Origin of the sequence: Halomonas sp. HP20-15 (assembly GCF_033446685.1) — a bacterium.
Lineage (GTDB): Bacteria > Pseudomonadota > Gammaproteobacteria > Pseudomonadales > Halomonadaceae > Modicisalibacter.
Genome location: NZ_JAWQLY010000015.1, coordinates 51,927 through 76,503, shown reverse-complemented (window position 1 = coordinate 76,503; position 24,577 = coordinate 51,927). Strand labels below are relative to the sequence as shown.

Genomic DNA, 24,577 nt, shown 5'->3' with positions numbered 1-24,577 from the left:
ACAAGGACGAGGAGGCGCCGATCTTCCAGGTGGCCGACTATGGCCTGGTCGGCGACCTGTTCGAGATCCTGCCGCAGATGGAGCAAAAGTTGGAGGAATAAAGTGATCAAGGGTGGTGATGGCGAGTTCCTGCATCGTACTCGGCGCGCCGGATAGCGCAGCCCACAACTGTATTTTGTGGCTGGCGCGCTCGTTCAATCTGATGCTGCAGGCTGACGCCGGATGGCGTGCCGTCGTCTATCATCTCGATGACGTAGACCCGTGTGCCGAGCCCACCTGAGCAGGCCCCACATGGGCGAGCCCGGTCATTGTCGGCCAGGACTTATCGGTAGCCGGTCATCTCCAGATAACCCTCGCCGCCATGACTGCCCTCGACCGAGACCATGCCCTCCCAATAGGCGAACGAGGTGTCCATCCACTGGTCGGGATGCACCGCGCGCACCGTGACGTCGACGCCATGACCGGGTACCGCGAGGCGCCAGACGGTGGGCAATTGGCGCCCGGCGACCTCGCTGGTCGCTTGCGGCGTCAGCTGAAGCGATTCCTCGTCGAGCGGTGTGGCGCGGCCATCGGCGGCGATCCAGCTGCCCGACAGGTAGTCGCCGCCGGCCTCGCCGGCGCCGCGCAGCCGAAACGCCATCAGCTTGGCGCCGCCCTCGAGATGCAGCGAGAACCAGTCCCAGCCCCGCTGGCCGGGGCCCAGCAGTTGGCTGCTCCATTCGCGGTCCAGCCAGGCGCGGCCGCTCACCATGATCGGTTCGCCATCCACCTTTAGCTTGCCGCTGACCCGGTAGAACGGCTGGCTGTAGTAGATCGAGCCCTGGCCGTCGGCGGACTTCTGGCTGAAGCCGGCGTCGCCGTGCATCACCAGCGGCCCCTGGGCGTCGAGTGCCAGGTCGTAGGCGAAGTTCTCGCCGGCGGCGCGTACCCGTAGCCGATCAAGGGCGTCGCCCGCCGATGCGGCGGCTTCGGCCGTGCCGTTCGGCATGGGGCCTGGTGCGGCGAGCGTCCAGTCGTCCAGCCAGGCGGCGAACGGGGCGGCCTCGACGCCGGCCTGACCGCGCAGGTCTTTTAGCGCCATGCCGCGGGCGAAGCGCTCGGCGTCGTAGTGCTGCCGGGGCGTGGAGAGCGCGGCATGGGCCATCCACAGCTGGCGGCTCTTCCACGGCGAGTCGTCTCCAGACGTATCGAGCACGCCGGGTGGCGCCAGCGCCTGGCGGAACAGCGTCCACTGCACGCCGAACGGCCGGCCGTCGGCGCTTTCGAGGTTGGCGGTCAGGTACCACCATTCGATGCGAAAGTCGGGGTGGGCGCCATGATCGGCCGGAAAGGCGAGCGAGCCCCCCGGGCGGGCCTCGGCGAAGCCCGCCGCCTCGTCGCCGAGCCCGGCATAGCCGGCCGAGGTGGAGGCTGCCGGCGTCGCCCACGGCCGCCAGGCCGCGACGAGGGCGATCAGCACGACCGCCAGGAATGCCATAAAGAGTGTCCATTGCCGCTTGGTCATGTCGCCGCGAACTCCTCGGATACCTGGGTCTGACGAAGGCTGGACGCCGGATGGCTCTGGCAAGCGGTTCGGCACGAAATGGGTAACCTAATGGGCAAAACACTGGCCTGTGACCCGTGGCGGCAAACGCCGATGCCTTTGTGCGTTACGTTACACTGAGTGACTAGGACGGTCTCTCATCGAGAGGCTGTCATGATGCGTTTTATGCGTGCAAAGCGTAATCGCACGCACCGTTGCGGAAAATCATGCTCGATATCAAATTCTATACATTGATCGAGGCCATCGCGGCACAAGGAACGGTGCACGATGCCGCGGCCTCGATCGGACTCACGCAGCCAGCCGCCACGCACCGGATTCGCGAAATGGAGCGTCGCATGGGCGTGGCGCTGTTCGTGCGCGAGGGGCGGCGGCTGGTGTTGACGCCTTCCGGTGAGCGGCTGGTCAAGGCGGCCCGGGAAACGCTGCCCAAGCTGCGCAGTGCGGAACTCGAGGCCTGGCATCTGGCCAGCCGAGGCGAGCCGGCCCTGCGCCTCGGGGTGGGGCCCTACGACACCTTTTCCCGGGTGATTCCCCACCTCTACGACAATCACGATCGTGATATCTCGCTGGTGCGCTTGCCCATGGACGAGATGACCGGCGCGTTACTGGCGCGCCGGGTCGACATGATCGTCATGGTCGAGGTGCCTGCGCAGCGCGGCGTGGCCTGGGAGCGGCTGTTCGAGGAGCCCACCGTGGCGGTGCTACCCCCCGATCATCCGGCAGCCGGGTATGACGCGGTATCGGCCGAGATCTTCCAGCATGACCGACACTTCACCTACAGCATTGCACCGGAGCAGGGACACGAGTTCGAGCACTTCTTCCAGCCATCCGGCATTCATCCCTCGAACATGATCCAGGTCGAGTCCGTGGCGTTGATCCTGGAGCTGGTCGCCGCCGGCAAGGGCGTGAGCATCCTGTCGCGATGGGCTGCGCAGGATGCCGAGGCGGCCGGCAAGGTGGTGACTCGTCCGCTGGCTTGCCAGATGCCGCACATCCCCTGGAACCTCGCCTACCTCGACGAGCCGCTGGTTGAAGAGGTTGCGGGTGCGTTGTCGGCAACGCTCAAGACGCTCTACGGCCAGGACGAGGCGCGCTGAACACGGCGTGCTTGCGGTAATGATAAAAAACTCGTCGCAAGGGTGACGATTTTCCAATTGGAGCCGCGACGGCCCTCTTCGTTAGCGTATTCAGCCGTGTTACCGGCCGATACATAGACGACAGGAGACCGTCATGGACATTTCATCCGCACAAGCTCGTGGCTCATTCGCTGCCTATCGGGACGATGGAAACGACCTGTCCCGCCTGGTCGATCTCGAGCGATTCCCGATCGACCAGCCGGGCAGCGACACCTACCGCGAAGCCGTGGAATCGGTTCGAGCGCAACTGCGCGTCGACGGTTGTGCATTGCTGTCGCGCTTTATCCGCGGCGACATTCAGGCGGCGCTACAAGAGGAGAGCGAGGCCCTCGCGCCACAGGCCTTTTTCTCGGACAACTGCGTCAACCCGTATGTCACCGCAGACGATCCGAGTCTGCCGTCGGATCATCCGGCACGCTGCTTCCAGCACTACACCAACGGCTTCGTTGCCCGCGATCTCATCCCGGAAGAGGCGATCGTCAAACAGCTCTACGGCAATACCGCCTTCCAGCGCTTCATCGCCGACTGCCTGGAAGAACCGAAGATCTACGAGTTCGCCGATCCTATCGCCGGCTTGGTCATCAACGTGATGCCGGACGACACCGAGCTGCCGTGGCACTTCGATACCAACGAATTCATCGTCAGCCTGATGACGCGGCGTCCCGACGAGGGCGGGGAGTTCCAGTACTGCCCAGACATCCGGCGCCCGGGCGAAGAGAATTTCGCCGACGTGCAGCGGGTCCTGCAAGGCGATCACAGCCTGGTCAAATCGCTGACGCTGAACACCGGCGATCTGCAGCTCTTCAAGGGACGCTACTCGATGCACCGCGTCGCGTCCGCCAAGGGCCAGCGCCTGTGCACCCTGCTCGGCTACGCCAAGACGCCCGACATGATGGGCAGCCTCGAGCATACCCGCAAGATCTATGGGCGCGTGACGCAACAGCATATCGATGCACACAACCAGCGCCGCCAGGACGAGCTGATGGGCTAGACCTCTGCAGGTCAGGCCGCAATCGCCACCTTTCACTTCCCCTTTCGATCGAGATTTATGAGCGACTATCAAACCCTCGCCAGCGGCGACGCCGGCAAGAGCAATATCGTGGCGCTCGCCGATGGCGCAGGTGGGACCGACTACTCCAGTGGCGCTTTCCGCAGGCTGGAGATCGATGACGGGTTGCTGGCACGTGTCGAGCGCTACCGCTTGGGGCGGCTACGCCAGCAGATGCGGCATCATCGCCTGGATGCCGTGATCCTGTTCGACCCGATCAACATTCGCTATGCCTGCGGCTCGCGTAACATGCAGGTCTACTCCCAGCGGAATCCCGCTCGCTATCTCTACGTGGCGGCCGACGGCCCCATCGTGCTGTTCGAGTTCAGCGCATGCCTGCATTTGGCCAAGGGTCTGGCGCTGCTGGACGAGGTGCGCCCGGCGCGTGCCGTCATGCCCCAGTACAGTGGTCCGCACTGCGCGCGACACACCGCCGCGTTCGTGGACGACATTCACGCACTGCTTGCGCAGTCGCGGACGGCGGGCCGGCGCATCGGCGTCGAGTCGGCGCCTACCGGAGCGTTGGCGGCGTTGAAGGATGCCGGCTTCGAGATCACCGATGCGGCGATTGCGATGGAGGGGGCGAAGTCGATCAAGAGCATGGACGAGCTGGCGCTGATCCATCGCTCGGTAACGCTGACCGAAGCCGCCATGGCGCGCATGGAAGCCGCTCTGCGACCGGGCATGAGCGAAAACGAACTGTGGTCGATCTTCAACCAGCACGTACTCGCGACGGGCGGCGAGTATGCCGAGACGCGCTTGCTCGCTTCCGGCAGCCGGACCAACCCATGGTTTCAGGAATGCTCGGACAAGATCATCGCCCCCGGCGAGCTGGTGGCGTTCGATACCGATATCGTTGGCTGCTTCGGGTACTACACTGACTTTTCGCGTACCTTCCACGTGCCCGGTGCCGGTGCGCCCACGCAAGCCCAGACATCGCTCTATCGTATGGCCGCCGAGCAGCTCGAGACCAATATCGCCTTGCTCAGACCCGGCATGAGCTTTCGCGAGTACTCCCGGCGCGCATGGCCGATTCCGCATGGCTATCGGGAGAATCGCTATCTCGATATCGTTCATGGCTGTGGCATGACGGGGGAGTGGCCCCTCATCGCACACGACATGGATTGGGACGACGTTGGCTACGACGGCGAAATCGAACCCGGCATGACGCTCTGTGTCGAGGCGTACATCGGCCATCGCGACGGCGAGGAGGGCGTCAAGCTCGAGGAGCAGGTGCTGATCACCGAAACCGGCATCGACCGCCTTTCCACCTATGGCTACTCGCGGGAAATGATGGGCTGAAAGGCACTCGTGATTGCCGAACCGGCCAGACTCCAAGAAAAGGAACACTATGAAATCGTTCGAGAAGACCTTGATTGCTAGCCTACTAGTCGGCCTGAGCGCGCAGGCGTTGGCCGACGACAGCGTGACCATCGGGACCAACAACTGGGCGGAGAACGTCGCCGTCTCTCATATGTGGCAACAACTACTCGGCGAGCAGGGCATCGACGTGACGCTCGACGAGATATCCAAGCCGCTGTTGTTCGGTGGCCTCGCCGAGGGCGATATCGATGCGTCTCTGGAATTCTGGCTGCCCAGCGACAACGTCTACCTGGAACCCTACCAGGACCGGATCGCACTGCACGGGACCTGGTACGACGATGCCCTGGACGCACTCGTGGTGCCCGCTTATGTCGAAGACGTCGACACGGTGGCGGATCTCAAGGCACACGCCGATGAGTTCGGCTATCAAGGGGAGCCGACGATATTCGGTATCGAGCCGGGGGCGGCGATCTATGATGAGACCGAAACGACGATCGAACGCTATTCACTGCCCTTCAGCCAGCTCAGCAGCAGCGAATCGGCAATGCTGGCGCAACTCAAGGATGCCTACCGCCGCAAGGAACCGATCGTGTTGGCGCTCTGGCAGCCGCACTGGGTCTTCGCGGAGTACGACCTCAAGATGCTGGACGATCCGAAAGACACGCTGGTATCCGGCCAGCAGATCAAATGGTTCTCCCGGCGCGGCTTCATCGAGGAACATCCGGACGTAGCCAAGATACTCGACGCCTGGCACATGACGCCGGATCAGCTTTCCCAACTGATGCTGGCGATCGAGAAGACCGGTGATCCCGACAAGGGCGCCGCACAGTGGATCGCCGATAACCGCAAGTTGGTTGACGAGTGGCTGGCGGCGAGCAGCGCTGATTGAAGGACTGGCTCGAGTTGATGGCCGCGTAAAAACGCCCGCGCTCCTTCGAGCGCGGGCGTCGTCGTTTCGTTACCGCAGCCATCGCCGACTCATGTCGCCGCGAACTCCTCGAGCAGTCGACGGGGCGGGCTGCGCCACAGCCGGCGCGCCGGCAGCAGCGCCGCGCCGGCGGCGACCAGCACTGCCAGCGCCAGGGTGACGGCCATCTCGCCGGGGAAGATGTGCAGCGGCAGGCGCCAGCCGAACGCCGCGACGTTGATCACCGCGACCAGCGCCCAGGCCAGGGCGATGCCCAGCGGCAGCGCCACCAGTGCGGTGGCCAGTGCCGCACCGACCAGCTGGCCGAGCTGCACCGTGACCAGCCGTGTGCGCGGCACGCCGAGTGCCCAGAGCGGCGCGAGCTGGGCGCGTCGCGCACCCGCCTGGGCCAGCAGCGTGGTCAGCAGGGCCAGCGCCGCGACGCCCAGGGTCAGCGCATTGAGCGCGCGGGTGATGGCGAAGGTGCGCTCGAAGACCTCCTTCGAGGTGGCCTTGAGCCGGCGCTGGTCGGTGAGTACCTCGCCGGGGATCGCCAGCTGCCCGGCAAGCCCCGTGCGCAGCCGCTCAAGCGCGGCATCGCGGGCGGCGCCACGCGCGCTGCCCTCGGCGAGCCCCACGCCCAGGCTGCCCGGCGGCGCGCCGAACTCGCGGGCCAGCCGCGCGGTGGGCATGACGATCTCGCCATGCGGATTGCCGTAGTCGGGATAGACCGCGGCGATGGCCAGGCGGCGCTCGCGCTGGTCGGGGCCGCGCAGGGTCAGCGTCTCGCCGGCGTGTAAGCCGTGGCGGCGGGCGAGTTGCTCGTTGACGAACACCGCCCCCTCGCGCAATGCCTGCCAGGCCGCCTCGCGGCCCGCGACGCTCTCCTGCAGTGGCCACTGGCGGGCCAGCACCGGCGCCGGATGGATGCCGAACAGCGCCACCGGCACGGCTCGCGGCGCGCTATCAGCCTCGGCATCGGCATTTAGCACCAGCGTGGCCTGGGCGTGGCGGGCCGGCAGCAGCGTGGCGACCTCGGGTTGCGCTTCCAGCCACTCGTGAAGTCTTGCGTAATCGCCCTCATCGGGGTGCACGTAGATGTCGGCGAGCAGGCGCTGGTCGAGCCAGTCGAGGAAGGTCAGCCGAAAGCCGCCGACCATGCTGCTCACCCCCAGGTTGGCGGCCAGCGCCAGCAGCAGCGCCATCATCGCCAGTTGCAGGCGCGGCAGCTGGAGTTGCAGGTCGGCCACCGCCCACTGCCACAGCGGTCGGCGGCGCAGCGCGCGGCTGGCAAGTTGCAGGCCCATGGCCAGCAGCGCCGGCAGCCACAGCGCCACGCCGAGCAGTGCCGCGGTGACCATCGTAAAACCGGCGATCAGTGTGGTCCGACCGCCCTGAGCAAGCGTCGCACCGCCCGATGCGCTCAGCCACACGCCGAGCCCGGCCGCGACGCCGAGCAGCACGCTGCCGGCCAGCGCCTGGCGACGCCACTGACGAACCAGCCGTGCGCGCCAGGCCTGGGCCTGTCCCAGCGTCAGCACCTCGAGCCGGGCAACCCGCCACAGCACCCCCGAGCCGGCGGTGGCGAGCCCGCCGAGGGTGATCGCCAGACCGCCTAGCCAGTAGTACCAGGGCAGCACGAGCTGGCTGCTCACCCGGCTGTCGTAGAGCGCGTCGAGGCTGGCGGCGACGTCCGGCAGCAGCCAGCGGGCCAGCGCCACGCCGCTGAAGATACCGGCCAGTGCACCGATCAGGCCGATCGCCAGCAGCTCGGTAATCAGCGCGCCGACCAGCGTGCGTGCCGGCACCCCCAGCGCGCGCAGCGTGCGCATCAGCCCCAGGCGCTGCTCGAGCGCCAGGCCCAGCGCGGCGTGGACGATGAACAGCCCCACCACCAGCGCCAGCAGGCCCATCGCGGTGAGGTTGAGGTGGAAGCTGTCGGCGAGCTGGCCGGGCGAGGCCAGCTGGCGGGCGGGGATGCGTACGAGATTTTCCGGCAGCATGAGCCTCGCCGAGGGGGCGACGACCAGCCGGGTGAGCTGCCGGTCGAGCCCCAGCAACGCCTGGGCCACGCCGATGTCGCTGACCAGGGTGGCAGGCGGCAGGCTGGGGTCGTTTTCCACCGGCGGCAGCCGCGAATCGGCGCGGGCGGCAGCGGCGACATCCGGCGCGGCGCGCAGCCGGTGCGGTGGCAACAGCCAGTCACGCAGCGCCGTGGCGCTACTTTCCTGGCGCGCCAGGCTCGAATCGCCGGGCAGGGTCAGCGGGTCGATGCCCAGCAGCGTCACTACCGTGTCGCCGGCCAGGCGCAGCCGGCCCTCGACCAGCGGCGAGACCGGCGCCCCGGCACGCCGCAGCGTCAGGTAGTCGTCGAGGGTCAGCGGCTGGCCGTCTTGGCGCTCGATGCGGTCGAGCTGGTTCTCGAACAGCGCCTCGGCGCGGGCGTAGCTGTCGCGGGCCGAGGCGTTGATCGCCTGCACGCCGCTCCACAGTGCGCTGGCGACCCACAACCCGAGCAGCAGCATGGCGAGCTGGCCGGGATGGCGGCGGTAATGCGACAGCAGCGTGGCTAGCGTGGTGACGAATACGCCGCGGGCCTGGACGGTGGGCGCGCTCATGGCTCGTCGACGGCCAACCGGCCGCGCTTTAGCTGCACGCAGCGGTCGAGCGGGGCGGCGACTCGTGCACTATGGGTGACCATCAGTAGCGCACAGCCGCTCTCGGCGATCAGCGTCTGCAGCAAGGCCAGCACGTCGTCGGCGGCGGCCTCGTCGAGGTTGCCGGTGGGTTCGTCGGCGAGCAGCAGCTCGGGGCGTGCGGCCAGCGCGCGGCCGATCGCCAGGCGCTGTTGCTGGCCGCCGGAGAGCTGTTCGGGATAGCGCCCCTCGAGGCCGCCGAGTCCCAGCCGGACCAGCAGGTGCCGCGTCCAGGCCGGGTCCTCGCGTTGGGCGAGGCGCGCCTGCAGGGTCAGGTTGTCGGCCACCGACAGGCTGGGAACCAGATGGAACTGCTGAAAGACCAGCCCCAGGCGCTGGCGGCGCAGCGCACTGCGGCGGGTTTCGTCGAGCGCCGAGAGGCGCTCGCCGCCCAGCCGGATCTCGCCGCGATCGGGCACGTCGAGCCCCGCGGCGAGATGCAAGAGGGTCGACTTGCCGCTGCCCGACTCGCCCATCAGGGCGAGGCTTTCGCCGCGCGCCAGGTGCAGATCGACGCCATCGAGCACGAACAGCGGGCCTTGCGGGGTGGGGTAGCTCTTGGTGACGTCGGTCAGTTGCAGCATGGCGATGTCTTGTCGGCGCGTGTTCCCGCACAGTAACAAAGGCTACGGCTTCGCGCGTGGGCGATCGTCTATTGCGCTGTGTGCCATCCTAAAGTCTTAGTTCTTTTGCCCGATAATGATGACAGCGACACAGCCATCCTTTCGCCTGGCTGCCTCGCCACTCCCCGTCCTAGCGAGCAAAAGCCCGGCACAGCCCGTTCCAGCGGTGCCAGGCGTCAGCGAGAAACCGTCACCATGCTGTTCCTGAAGAAAAGCGTTAAGCGTCGACTGGCCGTCAGCCTCGGCGCCTGCATCGTATTGCTGATCGTGGTCGGCATCCTGGGGCTATACAGCGCCAGCTCCGCCAACCAGGCGCTCAAGCAGACCTACGACGAGAATCTCGTCACCCTGATGGAACTCGGCAAGATACGTACCGCGCTGCTCAGCAACCGGGTCAAGATCACTGCCGAGCAGCGTGACCGCGACCCGGAAGCGGCGGCGGTGACCAAGGGAGAAGTCGCCGATAACGATGCCCTGGCCGACCAGGCCTGGGCCAACTACTACCCGGGGCGCGTGAGTACCGCCGAAGAAAAGGCGGCCGCAGAAAAGTTCCACGCCGCCATGCTGACCCTGCGTGCGAGCATCGAAGAGCTCAACGATTCCATGATCGCCAACGACTACGACCAGGCCCGCGTGATCGCGACGACGGCACTGCGCGCCGAGTATTCCCCCGTACTCAATGGCCTCAGCGACATCATCGACCGCAAGGTTGCCCAGGCCGAGCTCAACTATGCGGAGTCCAACCAGCGCTCCGCGTGGCTGCGCAATGTGGTGATCGCGGTCATCGCCTTCTCGGTACTCCTGGCTCTCGGCCTGACGCTGTGGCTGACCCGCGGCATCATGGCGCCGCTGGGCAAGGCACGCGCCCTGGCCGAATCGATGGCCAATGGAAGGCTCGACAACTCGATCGACATCACCAGCCGGGACGAATTCGGCGATATGCTCCACGCGCTCAAGGCCATGGAGACCAAGTTCTCCAGCGTCGTGAGTTCGGTGCGGCGTAACGCCGAATCGGTGAACGTCGCCGCCGACGAGATCGCCCAGGGCAACGACGATCTCAGCCGACGCACTCAGGATCAGGCTTCCAGCCTGGAGGAAACCGCTGCCTCCATGGACGAGATCACCGCCACCGTACGCCAGAACGCCGACAACGCCAGCCAGGCCGACCAGCTGGTGCAAGGCGTCAGCCAGCAGGCCCAGAAGGGCGGTGAGGTCGCCCAGCAGGCGGTCGTGGCCATGGGTGAGATCAGTCACTCCAGCAACAAGATCGCCAGCATCGTCGGCCTGATCGATCAGATCGCCTTCCAGACCAACCTGCTGGCCCTCAACGCATCGGTCGAAGCGGCCCGCGCCGGCGAGCAGGGACGCGGCTTCGCCGTGGTGGCCAACGAAGTGCGCAACCTGGCCGGACGCAGCGCCAATGCCGCCAAGGAGATCAAGGGCCTGGTGGGCGAGAGTGTGTCGCGAGTCGAGGCCGGCTCCACCCTGGTCGATCAGGCCGGGAAGACACTGACCGAGATCGTCACCAGCATCCGTCAGGTCACCGGCCTGGTGGGCGAGATCGCCGTGGCCAGCCGCGAGCAGGCGCAGGGCATCGATCAGGTCAACACGGCCGTGACGCAGATGGATGCGGTGACCCAGCAGAACGCCAGCCTGGTCGAGGAGTCGAGTGCTGCCAGCCGCTCGCTGCAGGAGCAGGCCAGCGCCCTGTTGAAGGAAGTGTCCTTCTTCCGTGGCGAGAATGCCGCCGCGGCCCCCAAAGTGGCCCATGCCCCGCGCCAGCCGGCGCCGCCCCGTCAACTGCCGGCCCGCAGCCAGTCGCGCACGGCGGTAGGCGCTGGCTCGCCCCAAGAGGAGTGGGCCGACTTCTAGGTCACTCGCTGCATGATGCTTCAGGACCGCCCACCCGGGCGGTCCTTGCGTTTCCTTGCCAGGCGCTCCGCTGTCGTGAGCACCACCATCTTGCGTTGCCGCTGTTGGTCGGACTGACGCCCATGCACGGCGGCGTCGCGCTGCTCAGTGCGACGCGGCGTCGCCGCTCAGGCCGTCGTGCATGGTCTGTGCGTTGTGGCGCATCATGCCGACGTAGGTGCTCGCTTCGCCGTCGCTGGCCAGCGCGCCGGAGTAGAGCGTCCCGGCGACCTTCAGGTCGGCTTCCTCGGCGAGCTGGCGAATCAGCGCGGGGCTGGTGATGTTCTCGTAGAACAGCGCCTTGACCTGATTTTTCTGAATGAAGTCGACCAGTCGTGCCAGCTCGGCGGCGGCCGGCTCGGCGGCGGTGTTGAGCCCCACCGGCGACAAAAAGCGCACGTCGTAGGCTTCGCCGAAGTATTCGAAGGCATCGTGGCCGGTGACCACGCTACGCCGCCCGGCGGGGATGGCGCTCATCAGTTCACGAATCTCGGCATCCAGGGCGTCGAGCTCTTCCAGGTAGCGCTGGGCGGCGGTGCGGTAATCCTCGGCATGCTGCGGGTCGACTTCGGCCAGGCCGTCGCGGATATTGGCGACGTACTGCTCGGCGCGCGCGACGTCCAGCCAGGCATGGGGGTCGAGATCGCCATGCTGATGCTCATGGCCGGCGTGTTCGTCATGACTGGCGTGTTGTGCATGCTCGCCGTGATCATGCTCGTGCTCGTGATCAGCGTCGTCATGGTCGTGATCCGCATGCTCGGCCTCGGCCGGCGCGCCGTGGTCGGCGTCGGTGAAGGCCAGCGGCTCGATGCCGTCGGTGGCGGTCACCGTGACGCCCTGGTAGTTACCGGCGTCGAGCAGGCGGTTCATCCAGCCTTCGAACTGCAGGCCGTTGAAGACCACCAGGTCGGCCTGGGCGAGCCGCCGGGCGTCGGCCGGACTGGGACTGTAGACGTGACTGTCGCTGTCGGGGCCGACCAATGAGGTGACGGCGACATGCTCGCCGCCGACCTGCTCGACCATGTCGGCGAGCACGCTGAAGCTGGTGACCACGTTCAGCGGCTCGCGGGCCTGGCTGGCGCCGGCCGTTCCCAGCGCGAGGGCGCCGCAGAGCAGGCCGAGGGCAATACGGTGGTGCATGGCGGTTTTTCCTTGTCGGTCGAGGAGGGGACGCTGGCGCTCAGCGCGTCGGCGCGCTTTCGTGATCGGTGCTTTCAGGATCAGCACTTTCGCCATCGGCGCTTTCCAGCGGCGTCGCGCTGCGACGCCAGTGCGCCAACAGGCTGTGGTGCCGGCCCAGCAGTGCGGAAAGCACATACACGGCGCCGGCCAGCAGGATGATGCTCGGCCCCGAGGGCAGGCTGAAGTGATACGACAGCAGCAGCCCGCCGGTGCTGGCGAACAGCGCGATCACCACCGCCAGACCGATCAGTCCCTCGAGGCGCTTCGACCAGAAGCGCGCGGCGGTCGCCGGCAGCATCATCAGGCCCACCGCCATCAGCGTGCCCAGGGTCTGGAAGCCGGCGGTCAGGTTGAGCACCACCAGGCCCAGGAACACGCCCTGAATCAGCCCGCTGCGCACGCCCTGGCTGCGCAGGAACAGCGGGTCGAGGCATTCCACGACCAGCGCGCGAAAGCTCAGTGCGAGGACGATCACGGTGACGCTGCACACCGCGGCGATCAGCAGCAGCGCGGTGGTGTCGACGGCGAGGATCGAGCCGAACAGCACATGGGTCAGATCGACGCTACTGCCGCCCAGCGACACCAGCATGACCCCGGCGGCCAGCGAGATCAGGTAGAAGCTGGCCATCGCGGCGTCCTCGCGGTGGCCGGTGAGTTGCGAGACGCTGCCCGCCAGCCCGGCGACCACCAGCCCCGAGAGGATGCCGCCGAGGCTCATCGCCGGCAGCGAGAAGCCGCCGAGCAGAAAGCCCAGCGCCACGCCGGGCAGGATGGCGTGGGCCATGGCGTCGCCGATCAGGCTCATGCCGCGCAGCATCAGAAACACCCCCAGCGGCGGCGCGGCCAGCGACAGCGCCAGCCCGGCGATCAGCGCGCGGCGCATGAAGCCGTAATCGTTCAGCGGGGCGAGCAGCAGGCTATTGAGCGTATCGATCATCGTGCGGCCCCCGGCGTCTTCAGTCCCGCCAGATTCAGCGGCAGGTGCGGCGCGCGGGCGTTGTCCGCGCCGATGCCCATACCATAGTCGGCGAGCAACTCGCGCGGCTCGCGCCAATGACCGTGGCCGCCGGCCAGTTGCAGCACGCAGCCGGCCAGCGCGGCGAGCTGCTCCAGGTCGTGAAGCACGACGATGATGGTGGTGCCCCGGGCGGCCATTTCGCGCAGGACCTCGGCGATCACGCCGACGGTCTCGCTGTCGACGTTGGCGAACGGCTCGTCGAGCAGCAGCAGCTCGGCCTCCTGCATCAGGGTGCGGCCGAGCAGGGCGCGCTGGCGCTGGCCGCCGGACAGCTCGCCCAGCGGACGGTGGGCGAGTCGCGAGATACCCAGGCGCTGCATGACCGTGCGGGCCTGGCGGTAGTGCGCCGGGTGATAGCCCTTGAAGGCGCCGCGCACCGGCCAGCAGCCGGCCATCACCAGCTCCTCGACGCTCATCGGGAAGCTCAGGTCCAGCGCCAGCTGCTGGGGCAGCCAGGCGCGTCGCTCGCGCGGCACCTGGCAGTCGATGCGCCCGGCGACCGGCGGCAGCACGCCCATGATCGCCTGGATCAGGGTGCTCTTGCCGGCGCCGTTGGCGCCGATCAGCGCGGTGATGGCGCCGTCGGGGAAGGCGCCGTCGAGATGCTCGATCACGGTGCGCCCGCCCTGAGCGAGCTGCAGGTCGTCGAGTCGCAGACGTGCCATCAGCCGAGCGCTCCATTAGCCCAGGCGACCGCCAGCCACAGCAGCGCCAGCGGAGCGAGCGCCATCAGCAGCCGGCGGCGCGCCGAAAGCGACATCAGCGAAAAATGACAGGGCCCATCGGGCCGATGATGGTGTCGGTGTGCCATGCGGATACGTTCTTGGGTTGGACCAGTGAAAAAGCCGGAAAGGTTATAACATAACAAAACGCGCCCTGACCAGCCGCGATCGGCGAGACGCACAGTAGGGCTGGCCCGGCTCAAGCATGCTCAGTAGCGGATGTTCACACCCACCTGGCTGGGCGTGAGCACCCAGGCATACTGGTAATCGAGGCGATTGTCGCCCAGCGACAGCGTGGCGGGCTGGAAGCGATTGAGCGCGGCGCCGGCCTGGGTGGGTTGGGTCCAGATCTGGAGTTCGCCGACCAGCATGCCGGTGGCGAAGTTGACCAGGCCGTCGCGCGGGCGGTCGTCGCCGACGCCGATCGCCAGCCCGCCGAGGGTGTTGACCACCAACGAATCGAGCCGCGCCTGCCAGGCGTGCCGAGCCCGCTCCTCGGCGGCGGTGGCGCGCATCAGCTCGCGGGCGTCATTGAGCGCCTCGCGGTCGCCCTGTTCGGCCAAGGCCTCGAGACGCCGATGCGCCGCTGGATGCGGCTGCGGGTCGGTGATCACGCCGCCCAGCGCCAGCGCCGACTTCACCGCGCCGACCCTGCCGTCGAAGCGATCATCCTGATCGTCGGCTTCGCTGGCCTGATAGAGATTGTTGGCCAGGCTGGCGGCATAGACGCCGCCCCAGCCGTAGCGCCACAGCGTGGCCTGGCGCGCGCCGCTGGTCAGGGCCTCGTCGTAGGCCTGCCACTCGCCGGCGGCCGGCTGCGCCGCCGCGGTGACGCTCAGCATGTAACAAAAGAGGAAGGCGCTACACAGCGCAGCGGTACGTGGGGCGGGCATCGGGGACTCCTTGTCGTCTAGGGGCATGCGCGGCAATGTGCGGTGAAGTATAGAGGAAACGTCCTCGGCGACGCGCTCAGCCGGTGAATCGCAGCTCGGGCCTTGACTCAATCATAAATAATTGTTTCCGTGCGACGCTCAAACGATAAGCAGCTTTTTTCCGTATTGCTTCTAAGCTAATAGCTGCGGAAATGGCTTACATACCCCGACATCGATAGGGGAACGGGCGCATGCCGGTGGTGTGCGTGCCGAGCTTTGTGTGTGCCGCTATCGTGAACGCAAACCTTGCCTGAACCAAATCAGGAACTCCTATGACGACACAATCCAACAATGAGGCGACGCCAGGCGATCGTCTCAATGGACCGGTGTTCTACAGTTCGGTGGTCGGCATCGTCGCCTTCTCGCTGTGGGCGATGATCGCCACCGAACAGGCCAACACGGTCATCAACGCCATCCTCGGCTGGATCGCCAACACCTTCGGTTGGTATTACTTCCTGACCGTGGTGATCTACCTGATCTTCGTGATCTACCTGGGGCTGTCGCGCTACGGCAATATCCGCCTGGGGCCCGAACACTCGCGACCCGACTTCAACATCTTCTCGTGGTCGGCGATGCTGTTCTCCGCGGGGATCGGTATCGGGGTGATCTTCTTCGCGCTGGCCGAACCGCTGACCCAGTTCTACAACGCGCCCAACGCGCCCGACGATCAGGTCGCCGCGGCGCGTCACGCCATGGAACTGACCTTCCTGCACTGGGGGCTTTCCGGTTGGGGCATCTACACCCTGGTGGGCATGGCGCTGGCCTTCTTCAGCTATCGCCACAACCTGCCATTGACCATTAGCAGCGCGCTCTACCCGATCTTCGGCGACAAGATCTACGGCACCATCGGTCATGTGGTCGACACTGCCGCGGTGCTGGGCACGGTCTTCGGCATCGCCGCCAGCCTGGGCATCGGCGTGATTCAGCTCAACTTCGGGCTGGACTACATGTTCGGCATTCCCGAAAGCACCTGGACCCAGGTCGTGCTGGTGCTGGCCATCGTGCTGTTCGCGACCATCTCCGCGGTGACCGGGGTGGAGCGCGGCATTCGTCGGCTTTCCGAGTTCAACATCCTGCTCGCGGTACTGCTGCTGCTGTTCGTGCTGTTCGCCGGCAAGACGATCTTTCTGCTCAACGCGCTGGTGATGAACGTCGGCGATTACCTGTCCAACTTCATCAGCCTGTCGTTCAACACTTATGCCTTCGACCGGCCGACCCAGTGGCTGAACGGCTGGACGCTGTTCTTCTGGGCCTGGTGGATCGCCTGGGGGCCGTTCGTCGGGCTGTTCCTGGCGCGCATCTCGCGTGGCCGCACCATTCGCACCTTCGTGCTCGGCACCATGACGCTGCCGATCATCTTCATGTTCCTGTGGATGTCGTTGCTGGGTAACAGCGCCATCGACATGGCGATCAACGGCGCCACCGAGTTCGGCCAGCAGGTGATGGATAATCCGCCGTCCGGCATCTACCTGTTCCTCGAGCAATACCCTTGGCCGATCTTCACGACCATTGCAGTGAGTATCCTGGCGATCGTGTTCTTCATTACCTCGGGGGATTCCGGCGCGCTGGTACTCTCGAACTTCACCTCGAAGCTCAAGAACGTCAACAGCGATGCGCCGATCTGGATGCGCATCCTGTGGTCGGCGGTGATCGGCATCCTGACGCTGTCGCTGCTGCTCGCCGGCGGCCTGTCCACGCTGCAGAGCGCGGTGGTGATCACCGGCCTGCCGTTCTCGATCGTGCTGTTCTTCATGATGGCCGGCCTGCTCAAGGCGCTTAAGCTCGAGGCCTTCAAGGAGGACAGCCGGCGCCTGAGCCTGGCCGGCCAGCTTTCCGGGCGTACCGGCGGCGGTGGCGAACGCGATACGCGCAACTGGCAGCAGCGCTTGAAGCGCGCCATGAGCTTCCCCGACAAGAAGCAGGCGCGGCGCTTCATGGACGAGACCTGCAGGCCGGCTATGGAAGCCGTGCGCGATTCGCTGAAAGAACAGGGCGTGGGCGTTGCGATCCACGAAGGCGAACAGAACGGCGACGACTATCTGTCGCTCAACGTCGACTTCGAGGACGAGCAGAACTTCACCTACCAGATCTGGAGTCAGGGCTTTGTAACGCCCGGGTTCGCCATGCATGCCCCGCATGCCGACTCGCGCTACTACCGGCTGGAGGTGTACCTGCTCGAGGGTAGCCAGGGCTACGACCTGATGGGCTACACCCGCGACCAGGTGATCGGCGACATCCTCGACCAATACGAACTGCACATGCAGTTCCTGCACTTGAACCGGCTGGAACCGGGGCATATCAACATGCCCGACAGCCCGGAACAGCCGCCTTCCTAAGGCATAAAGGCCGGCCGTTCTGCGGCCGGCCTTTGGTTTCAATGAGAAAACCCCCGGTCGCGATGCGACCGGGGGTTTTGTATGACATCTTTTCTCGTCCCCAGTGATCGTTTGCAGTATACGGCGTGAGCCCCGGTCAGCATGGCCTGGGTACCTTCGGTTGCTCCCGTACATTTAACCGCGTTCCCACCACTGGCAGCTCTGCCATCCCGTCGCCCGCTTGGGTGCGCGCGGCCGATGCCAGAGCTGCTGGCGTTCGTGGAGGAGGGGCACGACAATAATGGAAAGAATCTCCGATTTGCGCATCAGGATGGTGGCGGAGGCCTCTCTCGATATGGACATCCGGCTCAAGCATTTAGAAAGCGAAATGATTGGTAGGGTTACGCAGGCCTCTCGTGAGAGCCTGCAGCGCCTGCCTGGGAGGCCCGCCCGGGTAACGATGATGTGGAACGGGGAGCTCTCATTGCGCCAGCTTTGCTGGCGTTCGCTATCGTTTATTTCTCCGGCTGAGTACCCCCTCCATGTGCGGCCGCTTCGCGCTTTATAGCCCCTATGCCAAGCTTGCCCAGCGACTCGGTGTGCCACTGGTCGAGCAGGATATGCCGGCCCGCTACAATGTGGCGCCGGGTACCTGGGTCGTCGGTATTCGCCGGCTCTCGGCGGACAAGCCGGCGGTGATGGATGCGCTATGGTGGGGCTACAAGCCGCACTGGGCGGGGGAGAAAGCGCCCGAGCCGATCAATGCTACCGTCGAGAAGGTGGCGACCTCCAGTTATTACAAAGGCGCCTTTGCTCATCGTCGCTGCCTGATCCCGGCGGATGGCTGGTATGAATGGCTGAAGCAACCGGGCGGCAAGCAACCCTACTTCTTCTGCCGGCGGGACCGCGAGCCGATCTGGTTCGCCGGCATCTGGGTGGAGCGGGCGGATGGCAAGCCGGGCTGTGCGATTCTCACCGAGCCGGCCCGTGGCTTTACCAAGGATATTCACTCGCGCATGCCGTTGGTCCTGGACGATGAGAGTCTGGAGCCGTGGCTGGACCCGGACCTGACCGATCGCGAGTCGATCCGCCATCTCATTCGCCATCTGCCCGTCGATGCGCTGACCAGTTGGGCGGTCAGCCAGCGTGTCGGCTCACCGAAGAACGAGGGCGAGGTGTTGATCAACCCGGCGTGATCGTCTTAGGGCTATGCGCCCAACGACAGAAGGCCACTTCGCCAAGGAAGCCCGGAGAGGAGACCGAGCAGCACCCGCACCCTACCTCTGTGCGGGATGTTTCTTTCTTTGAGCTACCTGGCCTGCCAGGCAGTTGCCGTGTCGCGCCCCATCATTTTTGGTCATGGTCATTTTCAATAGCTGACGGCGAGATACCGTGGTGATATCTCTGTCCATGTTGCGTGATAAGTGATTCAGGAGGGGCCATGCAAGAGCCAAGCAAGCCGAAGCAGCCTTCCATACGCTCTCAGAGCCGGCTCGGGGAACGTTTCGAACGATTCCTGTGGGGCTCGCGTTTCCTTGTTATGGCGGCCGTGATTCCTAGTCTGCTGGGGGCCTTTGTGCTGTTTATCATTGGCACGCTCGACATCTTGGAAATCGTGTCCGATACGGTGGCCTATTATTTGCTGGGGGTGGGGCCCGATATCCACGAAACGGTTGTGCCTAGCATTGTCATTGCCGTGGATATCTACCTGGTGGCCATCGTACTGCTGGTGTTTGGCTTGGGCGTATACCGGCTCTTCGTTTCTCCGATCGAGCAGGCCGAGAATTATGCCCCTAGGCATCCATTCAATGTTGAATCGTTCGATCAGTTGAAAGACAAGATTGCGCGCGTCGTGATTCTGGCGGTGATTATCGAATTCTTTCGCGCCGTGGTGGATATACGCTTTCAGACGCCTTTAGAAGCGATCTATCTGGCGCTGTCGGTATTGGCCTTGTCGGTGGCTATTTATCTAATGAGTATCAGCCACCAGAAATAGCGATAGCGACCCTTGCAGTTGCCTGGCGAATTGCAGCCAGGCCTCGTTTCCTGCCGGCGGGTATCGTTGGGAGCGTGGCGAAGCTGAGCCCACGTAAACGGTATCGCCGAACGAGTCGACGGTTGTGCGCTGTCAGTCAACTCAATACAACCTCTATAACGCCACTACGTCACTTGCCTCTTCGACCTGTTCGGAATACTCGAGACGATGATCCACGTAGCTGAGAAAACCGAGTTGCACGGTGAGAAACAGCAGGCAGAGCGAGATGTTGAGTGCCATGGCGGCGGTTGGCTCGAAAGCGGGGAATCCCGCTCGCTGAGTATAGAAGATTGTCTTTTGAACGGCTGCTGTAGGTTAACCAAAAACGGCCCGCTCCCTATCGTGTCGGGGAGCGGGATGTCGCGTTTCGCTCAGTCAGCGGGCCGGGCTCAGCCTTTGGCGTCGCCCTTCTGCTGGCTCAAGTGCTCCATGAAGCGCCGGCGCCATTCGAGCAGGCTGTTGCGCCTGAGCATGCCGATCATCTGCTGGTAGCGTTCACGACGTTCCTCCTGCGGCATGTTCAGCGCCTGTTCGATGGCGCTGGCGATGGCGTGCACGTCGTAGGGGTTGACCAGCAGGGCGCCGCTCAGCTCGTTGGCGGCGCCGGCCAGCTCACTGAGCACCAGCACGCCGGGGTCGTCGGGGTCCTGGGCGGCGACGAACTCCTTGCAGACCAGGTTCATGCCGTCGCGCAGCGGGGTCACCAGGCCGACCCGGGCGGAGCGGAACAGACCGATCAACGCTTCGCGGGGGTAGGTCTTGTTGAGGTAGTGCACCGGCACCCAGTCGAGATCGGCGTAGGTGCCGTTGATGTGCCCAGCCATTTCCTCGAGCTGGCGGCGCAGCTCGTCGTACTCGGGGATCGCGCTGCGCGAGGGGCTGGCGATCTGCATGAACATCGTCTGCTGGCGTCGGTGCTTGAAGTGGGTGAGCAGCGCCTCGAAGGCATTGAAGCGCTGCACCAGACCCTTGGAGTAGTCGAGCCGGTCGGCGCCGATGATCAGGTCGCGCTCGCCGAGATCCTGCTTGAGCTGACGCGCCTGTTCATTGGCGCAGGAGCGCTCGGCCTCGTCGGCCAGCTCATCGGCGTCGATGCCCACCGGGTAGACGCCGGTGCGCACCTGCTTGCCGTTGCATTCGATGGTGTCGCCGAAGACCACGGCATCGAAGGTCTCGATCACCGCCTGGCGGAAGGCGTGCAGGTCGTTGTCGGTCTGGAAGCCGAGCAGGTCGTAATGCAGCAGGTCGTCGAGCAGTTCGCGATAGCCGGGCAGGGCGCGCAGCAAGTCGTAACTGGGGAACGGAATGTGCAGGAAGAAGCCGATCGGGTCGGTGACGCCTTGCCCGCGCAGCTCTTTGCCCAGCGGCAGTAGATGATAGTCGTGCACCCAGATCAGTTCGCCGCCTTCGAGCAGCGTGCTCAGCGAGCTGGCAAAGCGCTCGTTGACCCGCTGGTAGGCCTTGGCGTAGTTGAGCCGGAAATCCATGGCGCCGAGGTTGAAGTGGAAGACCGGCCAGACGACCTCGTTGGAAAAGCCGAGGTAATAGTCGTCGTAGTCTTCCTTGGACAACGGCAGGGTGGCGTAGGTGATGTTGTCGTGTTGCACGGTATTGGGGCGGCTGGTCGCCGACTGACTGACCTTGCCGTCCCAGCCGAACCACATGCCGCCATATTCGTTGAGGGCGCCGGTGATCGCCACGGCCAGGCCGCCGGCCTGGGGCTTGCCGGGTTCGGGGATGGATACGCGATTGGAAATGACGACGAGACGGGTCATACGGCCTCCTCCCAGCTACGACTGAGGTGTAATGCCGAGTTGATCAACCCGACCATGCTGTAGGTCTGCGGGAAGTTGCCCCACAGTTCGTGATTCGTGGTGTCCAGATCCTCGGAGAGCAGCCCTTGATAGTTGCGGCAGTCGAGCATGTTCTCGAACAGGCGCCTTGCTTCCTCCTTGCGACCGATCGCCCAGAGCGCGTCGATGAACCAGAAGGTACAGATGTTGAAGGCGTTCTCGGGCCGGCCGAAATCGTCGGCGGCGGCATAGCGAAACAGGTGGTCGCCGCGGCGCAGTTCGGCCTCGATGGCGCAGACCGTGGAGGCGAAGCGCGGGTCGTCGGCTTCGAGGAAGTCGAGCTCGTGCATCAGTAGCAGGCTGGCGTCCATGGTTTCGCCGCCGAAGCTCTCGGTGAAGGCCTGGCGCGATTCGCTCCACGCCTCGCGGCAGATGACCTCGTGCATGCGGTCGGCCTGCTGGCGCCAGCGGGTCGAGTCCTCGGGCAGCTTGAGCTGGCCGGCGATGCGCGCCAGCCGGTCGCAGGCCGCCCAGCACATGATCGACGAATAGGTGTGCACGCGGGCGCGGCCGCGGTATTCCCAGATGCCGGCATCGGGCTTGTCGAACAATCGCGCGGCCTGCTCGCCGAGCAGCGTGAGGCGGCGGAACAGCGCCTCGTCGCCGGGGCGCGCCAGGCGCTCGTCGAAGAATGCCTGGTTGGCCGCCAGCACCACGGCGCCATAGACGTCGTGCTGGACCTGCTGGTAAGCGGCGTTGCCGGTACGCACCGGGCCCATGCCGCGATAGCCGGCGAGCCCGGGCACGTCGAACTCGTCGAGCCGCGCCTCGCCGCCGATGCCGTAGAGCGGTTGCAGCTCGTGCTCGGCGGCACCCACGACCAGGTTGAGAATGTAGTTGAGGTAATTCTCCATGGTGGCGGTGGCGCCCAGCCGGTTGAGCGCGTGGACCACGAAGTAGGCGTCGCGCAGCCAGCAGTAGCGGTAGTCCCAGTTGCGCTGGCTGTCGGCGGCCTCGGGCACCGAGGTGGTCATCGCCGCGATCACCGCGCCGGTATCCTCGAAGGTGCTCAGCTTGAGGGTGGTCGCCGCGCGGATCACCGCGTTCTGCCAGTCGAAGGGGATCGACAGCCCGCGGACCCATTCGTGCCAGTAGGTGGCGGTCTCGCTATGAAAACGCTGGCACATGGTGGTCACCGATTCGGTGACGCTTTCGTCGGGGCCGAGCAGGAAGTTGAGCTCGCCGTCGAGCACGATCGGCGATTCCTGCTGAACGTAGGTGATCGAGGCGTCGGTGGTCAGGCGCGTGACCCGGTTGCGACCGATATAGCGAATATGATGACTGCCTTGCGTGGTATCGGGCGTCTGGGCGCCATACTCGCTGGTCGGACGCAGTTTGACACGGATCACCGGCGTGCCGGCGAGGGGCTCGACGCGACGCACCAGCGCGACCGGACGAAAGGCCCGCCCGAATTGGCTGAAGCGCGGGCAGAAGTCACTGATGCGAATGCGCCCGCCGTACTTGTCGGTGAGTTCGGTGCACATGATCGCGGTGTTGCGCTGGTAGTACTGCTTGGTATCGACCAGGTCCTGCAGTTCGATGCCGAAATAGCCGCGATCCTGGGTGTCCATCAGATACGAGAAGAACGGATCGCCATCGAAGCGGGGCAGACAACACCAGACGATGCGTGCCTGGTTGTCGATCAGCGCGCCGACCTGGCAGTTGCCGATGAGGCCGAGTTCGAGGTTGTGTTCCGCAGCGTGGGGCGGGATCAAGGGTCTTGCGTTGTCAGGCTCTCCAGCCATGTCAGTACCTCCTGTACTGATTCAAGGTAGCAGGTTGCGGCAGTCTCATCCTGGCTGCCGACACGCACGGAATGCCCGCCGCGAGCGTTGACAATGCGAAAGGCGTCTTCGTCGGTGACGTCGTCGCCAATGAATACCGGCGTGCGGGCCTGGAAGGCCGGCGTTTCGTCGAGCAGGCGGGCAACGGCGGTTCCTTTATGGTACCCGCTGGGGCGCAGTTCAAGGACACACTTGCCGGGGACCAGCTCGAAGGTTTCGCCAAGCGCTCGATGCTGGGTCTCGAAGAACTCCCGGCACGCCTCGGCGAGTTGCGGGGCGCCGCGGTAATGCAAGGTCAGCGAGACCCCCTTGTCCTCGTAATACAGGCCGGGATGGGCCTCGACGAAGGCCGCCAGGGCGTCGCGGCAGGAGGCCAGTTGGGCGGGCTGATCGACCGCCGTGTGGCGCGTGCCGTCGGCGTCACGCCACTCCAGCCCGTGAACGCCGGCCATCGGCAGGGAGATCGGCGCGAGCAGGCGCTCGAGCTGGTCCAGCGGGCGCCCGCTGACCACCGCCACGGCGCCGCCGAAGGTCTTGTCGAGTTCGCCGAGCAGCGTTTTCAGTCGCGGCGACACGCGTACGTCGTCGGGATGGGCGGCAAGCGACACCAGGGTACCGTCGAAGTCGAGAAACAGCGCCCAGTCGCGGCGCGCCAAGGGCAGTTGCGAAGAGGGAAGGTGCGTCGAGGTGGGCATTGGCCTGCGCGAGCTCATCTGAATGAATGGTCGGGGTCATGGGCGCATCCCGCCTGGAGGGCTCCAGGAGAGCGCCAAGTGAGACCTGCACATGATAGGCAGATCGGGGCGGCGGTTGGCAACGCCGGCTACTCGCCGGCGTTGTTCTGGCGCGCCCTGTCTCGGGCGGAATCGGTAGGGAGGGGTGCCGTACGGCTCAGTGTTCGGCTTGTTCGAAGTGCTCGGCGGCGCGCAGCGCCTCTTCCTGAGTGGCGTGCTCGGAGACGACGCTCTCGTTGTCGGGCTGGCTTTCGTCGATGACCACCCAGCCGGTGATCGTCTCTTTCAGGTCGCTGCTGTCGAAGACCGGTTCGACGCGGGCTTGTTTCTGCATCTCTTCATCCTCCGTGATGATGTCGTTGTGATGGCTTAAAAGCCTTCCCGAGTCAGCTCGCCGGACGGCGGGCGGTTGAGCTCGGTGCAGGGGCAGTCCTGGTGCGAGCAGGGCATGCCTTGCGGATGACCGGCGGCGCAGCCGGTGCAGCAGTATGCCTGGCCTTCGCTGAGCGCGGCATTGTCGCTGGTGACTTCGTTTTCGCAGCCCGTGCAGGCGCAGGTTCCCAACTCGGCCATCGCGTCTCTCCTTGGCGTCGGCAATGAATGGCCTTGTCAGCGTAGACAAGCCATCGAACCGATTGCCAGCCCGATCGGTTCAGGCGCCGTCCGCGGCTGCTGCCTGGGCGGCGTGACACTCACGTATCGTCCATAGGTAGCTTTGTGCCCGGGCGTTAAGGCGACGTTAAGCTGCATGCGCTGTGCTGCATGGGTAAGGATCGATAACGCGTGGCCGGCTCGCGACGTGCGGGAACGCGGTT

At 65.4% G+C, this 24,577-nt stretch carries 21 protein-coding genes and 2 pseudogenes; 9 read left to right on the top strand and 14 right to left on the bottom strand.

Going from position 1 to position 24,577, the window contains the following annotated elements; all coding sequences use genetic code 11:
• A pseudogene (locus R6258_RS16950) lies at nucleotides 1–101 on the top strand (electron transfer flavoprotein subunit alpha/FixB family protein); the annotation flags it as partial.
• A gap of 221 nt (nucleotides 102–322) precedes the next feature.
• Here R6258_RS16950 and R6258_RS16945 read toward each other — a convergent pair.
• Nucleotides 323–1,504, bottom strand: coding sequence for a lipocalin-like domain-containing protein (locus tag R6258_RS16945; RefSeq protein ID WP_318452885.1), 1,182 nt, complete (start codon nucleotides 1,502–1,504; stop codon nucleotides 323–325).
• A 245-nt stretch (nucleotides 1,505–1,749) separates the two neighbouring features.
• Here R6258_RS16945 and R6258_RS16940 point away from each other — a divergent pair, with 245 nt between their 5' ends.
• From R6258_RS16940 to R6258_RS16925, 4 genes are all read left to right on the top strand, one after another.
• Nucleotides 1,750–2,640 carry a LysR family transcriptional regulator gene (locus R6258_RS16940; RefSeq protein ID WP_318452884.1) on the top strand — a complete coding sequence of 297 codons (891 nt, stop codon included), beginning with the start codon at nucleotides 1,750–1,752 and terminating at the stop codon, nucleotides 2,638–2,640.
• 133 nt (nucleotides 2,641–2,773) lie between these two features.
• Nucleotides 2,774–3,670, top strand: a complete 897-nt coding sequence (locus R6258_RS16935) for a hypothetical protein (RefSeq protein ID WP_318452883.1) — start codon at nucleotides 2,774–2,776, stop codon at nucleotides 3,668–3,670.
• A gap of 57 nt (nucleotides 3,671–3,727) precedes the next feature.
• On the top strand, nucleotides 3,728–5,029 hold the full coding sequence (locus R6258_RS16930) for a Xaa-Pro peptidase family protein (protein WP_318452882.1): 1,302 nt from the start codon (nucleotides 3,728–3,730) through the stop codon (nucleotides 5,027–5,029).
• Nucleotides 5,030–5,078: 49 nt separating this feature from the next.
• Entirely contained in the window at nucleotides 5,079–5,939 is an 861-nt protein-coding gene (locus tag R6258_RS16925; protein WP_318452881.1) for a glycine betaine ABC transporter substrate-binding protein, read from the top strand.
• Between the two features lie 89 nt (nucleotides 5,940–6,028).
• On the opposite strand, the gene R6258_RS16920 is transcribed toward R6258_RS16925, so the two are convergent.
• Both R6258_RS16920 and R6258_RS16915 read right to left on the bottom strand, forming a co-directional pair.
• Nucleotides 6,029–8,575, bottom strand: a complete 2,547-nt coding sequence (locus R6258_RS16920; RefSeq protein WP_318452880.1) for an ABC transporter permease — start codon at nucleotides 8,573–8,575, stop codon at nucleotides 6,029–6,031.
• Between the two features lie 152 nt (nucleotides 8,576–8,727).
• A pseudogene (locus R6258_RS16915) lies at nucleotides 8,728–9,237 on the bottom strand (ABC transporter ATP-binding protein); the annotation flags it as partial.
• Between the two features lie 234 nt (nucleotides 9,238–9,471).
• Here R6258_RS16915 and R6258_RS16910 point away from each other — a divergent pair.
• Complete coding sequence (locus R6258_RS16910; protein WP_318452878.1) at nucleotides 9,472–11,148, top strand: methyl-accepting chemotaxis protein; 1,677 nt, start codon at nucleotides 9,472–9,474, stop codon at nucleotides 11,146–11,148.
• A 144-nt stretch (nucleotides 11,149–11,292) separates the two neighbouring features.
• Here the strand turns inward: R6258_RS16910 and R6258_RS16905 are convergent, their stop codons facing one another.
• The 5 genes from R6258_RS16905 to R6258_RS16885 all read right to left on the bottom strand — a co-directional run bounded on the left by R6258_RS16905 (nucleotide 11,293) and on the right by R6258_RS16885 (nucleotide 15,002).
• Entirely contained in the window at nucleotides 11,293–12,327 is a 1,035-nt protein-coding gene (locus tag R6258_RS16905; RefSeq protein WP_318452877.1) for a metal ABC transporter solute-binding protein, Zn/Mn family, read from the bottom strand.
• A 40-nt stretch (nucleotides 12,328–12,367) separates the two neighbouring features.
• Entirely contained in the window at nucleotides 12,368–13,306 is a 939-nt protein-coding gene (locus tag R6258_RS16900; protein ID WP_318452876.1) for a metal ABC transporter permease, read from the bottom strand.
• Nucleotides 13,303–14,052, bottom strand: a complete 750-nt coding sequence (locus R6258_RS16895) for a metal ABC transporter ATP-binding protein (RefSeq protein ID WP_318452875.1) — start codon at nucleotides 14,050–14,052, stop codon at nucleotides 13,303–13,305. Before R6258_RS16895 ends, R6258_RS16900 begins: the two co-directional genes overlap by 4 nt.
• Nucleotides 14,052–14,198: a hypothetical protein gene (locus R6258_RS16890; RefSeq protein WP_318452874.1), complete on the bottom strand. Its 147-nt coding sequence runs from the start codon at nucleotides 14,196–14,198 to the stop codon at nucleotides 14,052–14,054. Before R6258_RS16890 ends, R6258_RS16895 begins: the two co-directional genes overlap by 1 nt.
• Before the next feature lie 120 nt (nucleotides 14,199–14,318).
• Nucleotides 14,319–15,002: a hypothetical protein gene (locus tag R6258_RS16885; protein WP_318452873.1), complete on the bottom strand. Its 684-nt coding sequence runs from the start codon at nucleotides 15,000–15,002 to the stop codon at nucleotides 14,319–14,321.
• Between the two features lie 311 nt (nucleotides 15,003–15,313).
• On the opposite strand from R6258_RS16885, the gene betT reads away from it, so the two are divergent.
• The 3 genes from betT (at nucleotide 15,314) to R6258_RS16870 (ending at nucleotide 19,352) form a co-directional block, all read left to right on the top strand.
• Nucleotides 15,314–17,377 carry a choline BCCT transporter BetT gene (betT, locus tag R6258_RS16880; RefSeq protein WP_318452872.1) on the top strand — a complete coding sequence of 688 codons (2,064 nt, stop codon included), beginning with the start codon at nucleotides 15,314–15,316 and terminating at the stop codon, nucleotides 17,375–17,377.
• 521 nt (nucleotides 17,378–17,898) lie between these two features.
• On the top strand, nucleotides 17,899–18,552 hold the full coding sequence (locus R6258_RS16875) for an SOS response-associated peptidase (protein WP_318452871.1): 654 nt from the start codon (nucleotides 17,899–17,901) through the stop codon (nucleotides 18,550–18,552).
• A 245-nt stretch (nucleotides 18,553–18,797) separates the two neighbouring features.
• Complete coding sequence (locus tag R6258_RS16870; protein WP_318452870.1) at nucleotides 18,798–19,352, top strand: YqhA family protein; 555 nt, start codon at nucleotides 18,798–18,800, stop codon at nucleotides 19,350–19,352.
• 153 nt (nucleotides 19,353–19,505) lie between these two features.
• On the opposite strand, the gene R6258_RS16865 is transcribed toward R6258_RS16870, so the two are convergent.
• The 6 genes from R6258_RS16865 to R6258_RS16840 all read right to left on the bottom strand — a co-directional run bounded on the left by R6258_RS16865 (nucleotide 19,506) and on the right by R6258_RS16840 (nucleotide 24,335).
• Nucleotides 19,506–19,631, bottom strand: coding sequence for a hypothetical protein (locus R6258_RS16865; RefSeq protein ID WP_318452869.1), 126 nt, complete (start codon nucleotides 19,629–19,631; stop codon nucleotides 19,506–19,508).
• A 149-nt stretch (nucleotides 19,632–19,780) separates the two neighbouring features.
• Nucleotides 19,781–21,166 carry an alpha,alpha-trehalose-phosphate synthase (UDP-forming) gene (locus tag R6258_RS16860; RefSeq protein ID WP_318452868.1) on the bottom strand — a complete coding sequence of 462 codons (1,386 nt, stop codon included), beginning with the start codon at nucleotides 21,164–21,166 and terminating at the stop codon, nucleotides 19,781–19,783.
• Nucleotides 21,163–22,989: a glycoside hydrolase family 15 protein gene (locus R6258_RS16855; protein ID WP_318452867.1), complete on the bottom strand. Its 1,827-nt coding sequence runs from the start codon at nucleotides 22,987–22,989 to the stop codon at nucleotides 21,163–21,165. The genes R6258_RS16860 and R6258_RS16855 overlap by 4 nt, the downstream gene beginning before the upstream one ends.
• Complete coding sequence (gene otsB, locus R6258_RS16850; protein WP_318452866.1) at nucleotides 22,956–23,723, bottom strand: trehalose-phosphatase; 768 nt, start codon at nucleotides 23,721–23,723, stop codon at nucleotides 22,956–22,958. The genes R6258_RS16855 and otsB overlap by 34 nt, the downstream gene beginning before the upstream one ends.
• Before the next feature lie 196 nt (nucleotides 23,724–23,919).
• Nucleotides 23,920–24,096, bottom strand: a complete 177-nt coding sequence (locus R6258_RS16845) for a hypothetical protein (protein ID WP_318452865.1) — start codon at nucleotides 24,094–24,096, stop codon at nucleotides 23,920–23,922.
• A gap of 35 nt (nucleotides 24,097–24,131) precedes the next feature.
• Complete coding sequence (locus R6258_RS16840; protein WP_318452864.1) at nucleotides 24,132–24,335, bottom strand: hypothetical protein; 204 nt, start codon at nucleotides 24,333–24,335, stop codon at nucleotides 24,132–24,134.
• Nucleotides 24,336–24,577 lie beyond the last annotated feature (242 nt).

What these genes read in the sequence shown, in the direction of transcription:
- R6258_RS16945 (WP_318452885.1), bottom strand. Translation starts at nt 1,504, where the DNA reads ATGACCAAGCGGCAATGGACACTCTTTATGGCATTCCTGGCGGTCGTG.
- R6258_RS16940 (WP_318452884.1), top strand. Translation starts at nt 1,750, where the DNA reads ATGCTCGATATCAAATTCTATACATTGATCGAGGCCATCGCGGCACAA.
- R6258_RS16935 (WP_318452883.1), top strand. Translation starts at nt 2,774, where the DNA reads ATGGACATTTCATCCGCACAAGCTCGTGGCTCATTCGCTGCCTATCGG.
- R6258_RS16930 (WP_318452882.1), top strand. Translation starts at nt 3,728, where the DNA reads ATGAGCGACTATCAAACCCTCGCCAGCGGCGACGCCGGCAAGAGCAAT.
- R6258_RS16925 (WP_318452881.1), top strand. Translation starts at nt 5,079, where the DNA reads ATGAAATCGTTCGAGAAGACCTTGATTGCTAGCCTACTAGTCGGCCTG.
- R6258_RS16920 (WP_318452880.1), bottom strand. Translation starts at nt 8,575, where the DNA reads ATGAGCGCGCCCACCGTCCAGGCCCGCGGCGTATTCGTCACCACGCTA.
- R6258_RS16910 (WP_318452878.1), top strand. Translation starts at nt 9,472, where the DNA reads ATGCTGTTCCTGAAGAAAAGCGTTAAGCGTCGACTGGCCGTCAGCCTC.
- R6258_RS16905 (WP_318452877.1), bottom strand. Translation starts at nt 12,327, where the DNA reads ATGCACCACCGTATTGCCCTCGGCCTGCTCTGCGGCGCCCTCGCGCTG.
- R6258_RS16900 (WP_318452876.1), bottom strand. Translation starts at nt 13,306, where the DNA reads ATGATCGATACGCTCAATAGCCTGCTGCTCGCCCCGCTGAACGATTAC.
- R6258_RS16895 (WP_318452875.1), bottom strand. Translation starts at nt 14,052, where the DNA reads ATGGCACGTCTGCGACTCGACGACCTGCAGCTCGCTCAGGGCGGGCGC.
- R6258_RS16890 (WP_318452874.1), bottom strand. Translation starts at nt 14,198, where the DNA reads ATGGCACACCGACACCATCATCGGCCCGATGGGCCCTGTCATTTTTCG.
- R6258_RS16885 (WP_318452873.1), bottom strand. Translation starts at nt 15,002, where the DNA reads ATGCCCGCCCCACGTACCGCTGCGCTGTGTAGCGCCTTCCTCTTTTGT.
- betT (WP_318452872.1), top strand. Translation starts at nt 15,314, where the DNA reads ATGACGACACAATCCAACAATGAGGCGACGCCAGGCGATCGTCTCAAT.
- R6258_RS16875 (WP_318452871.1), top strand. Translation starts at nt 17,899, where the DNA reads ATGTGCGGCCGCTTCGCGCTTTATAGCCCCTATGCCAAGCTTGCCCAG.
- R6258_RS16870 (WP_318452870.1), top strand. Translation starts at nt 18,798, where the DNA reads ATGCAAGAGCCAAGCAAGCCGAAGCAGCCTTCCATACGCTCTCAGAGC.
- R6258_RS16865 (WP_318452869.1), bottom strand. Translation starts at nt 19,631, where the DNA reads ATGGCACTCAACATCTCGCTCTGCCTGCTGTTTCTCACCGTGCAACTC.
- R6258_RS16860 (WP_318452868.1), bottom strand. Translation starts at nt 21,166, where the DNA reads ATGACCCGTCTCGTCGTCATTTCCAATCGCGTATCCATCCCCGAACCC.
- R6258_RS16855 (WP_318452867.1), bottom strand. Translation starts at nt 22,989, where the DNA reads ATGGCTGGAGAGCCTGACAACGCAAGACCCTTGATCCCGCCCCACGCT.
- otsB (WP_318452866.1), bottom strand. Translation starts at nt 23,723, where the DNA reads ATGCCCACCTCGACGCACCTTCCCTCTTCGCAACTGCCCTTGGCGCGC.
- R6258_RS16845 (WP_318452865.1), bottom strand. Translation starts at nt 24,096, where the DNA reads ATGCAGAAACAAGCCCGCGTCGAACCGGTCTTCGACAGCAGCGACCTG.
- R6258_RS16840 (WP_318452864.1), bottom strand. Translation starts at nt 24,335, where the DNA reads ATGGCCGAGTTGGGAACCTGCGCCTGCACGGGCTGCGAAAACGAAGTC.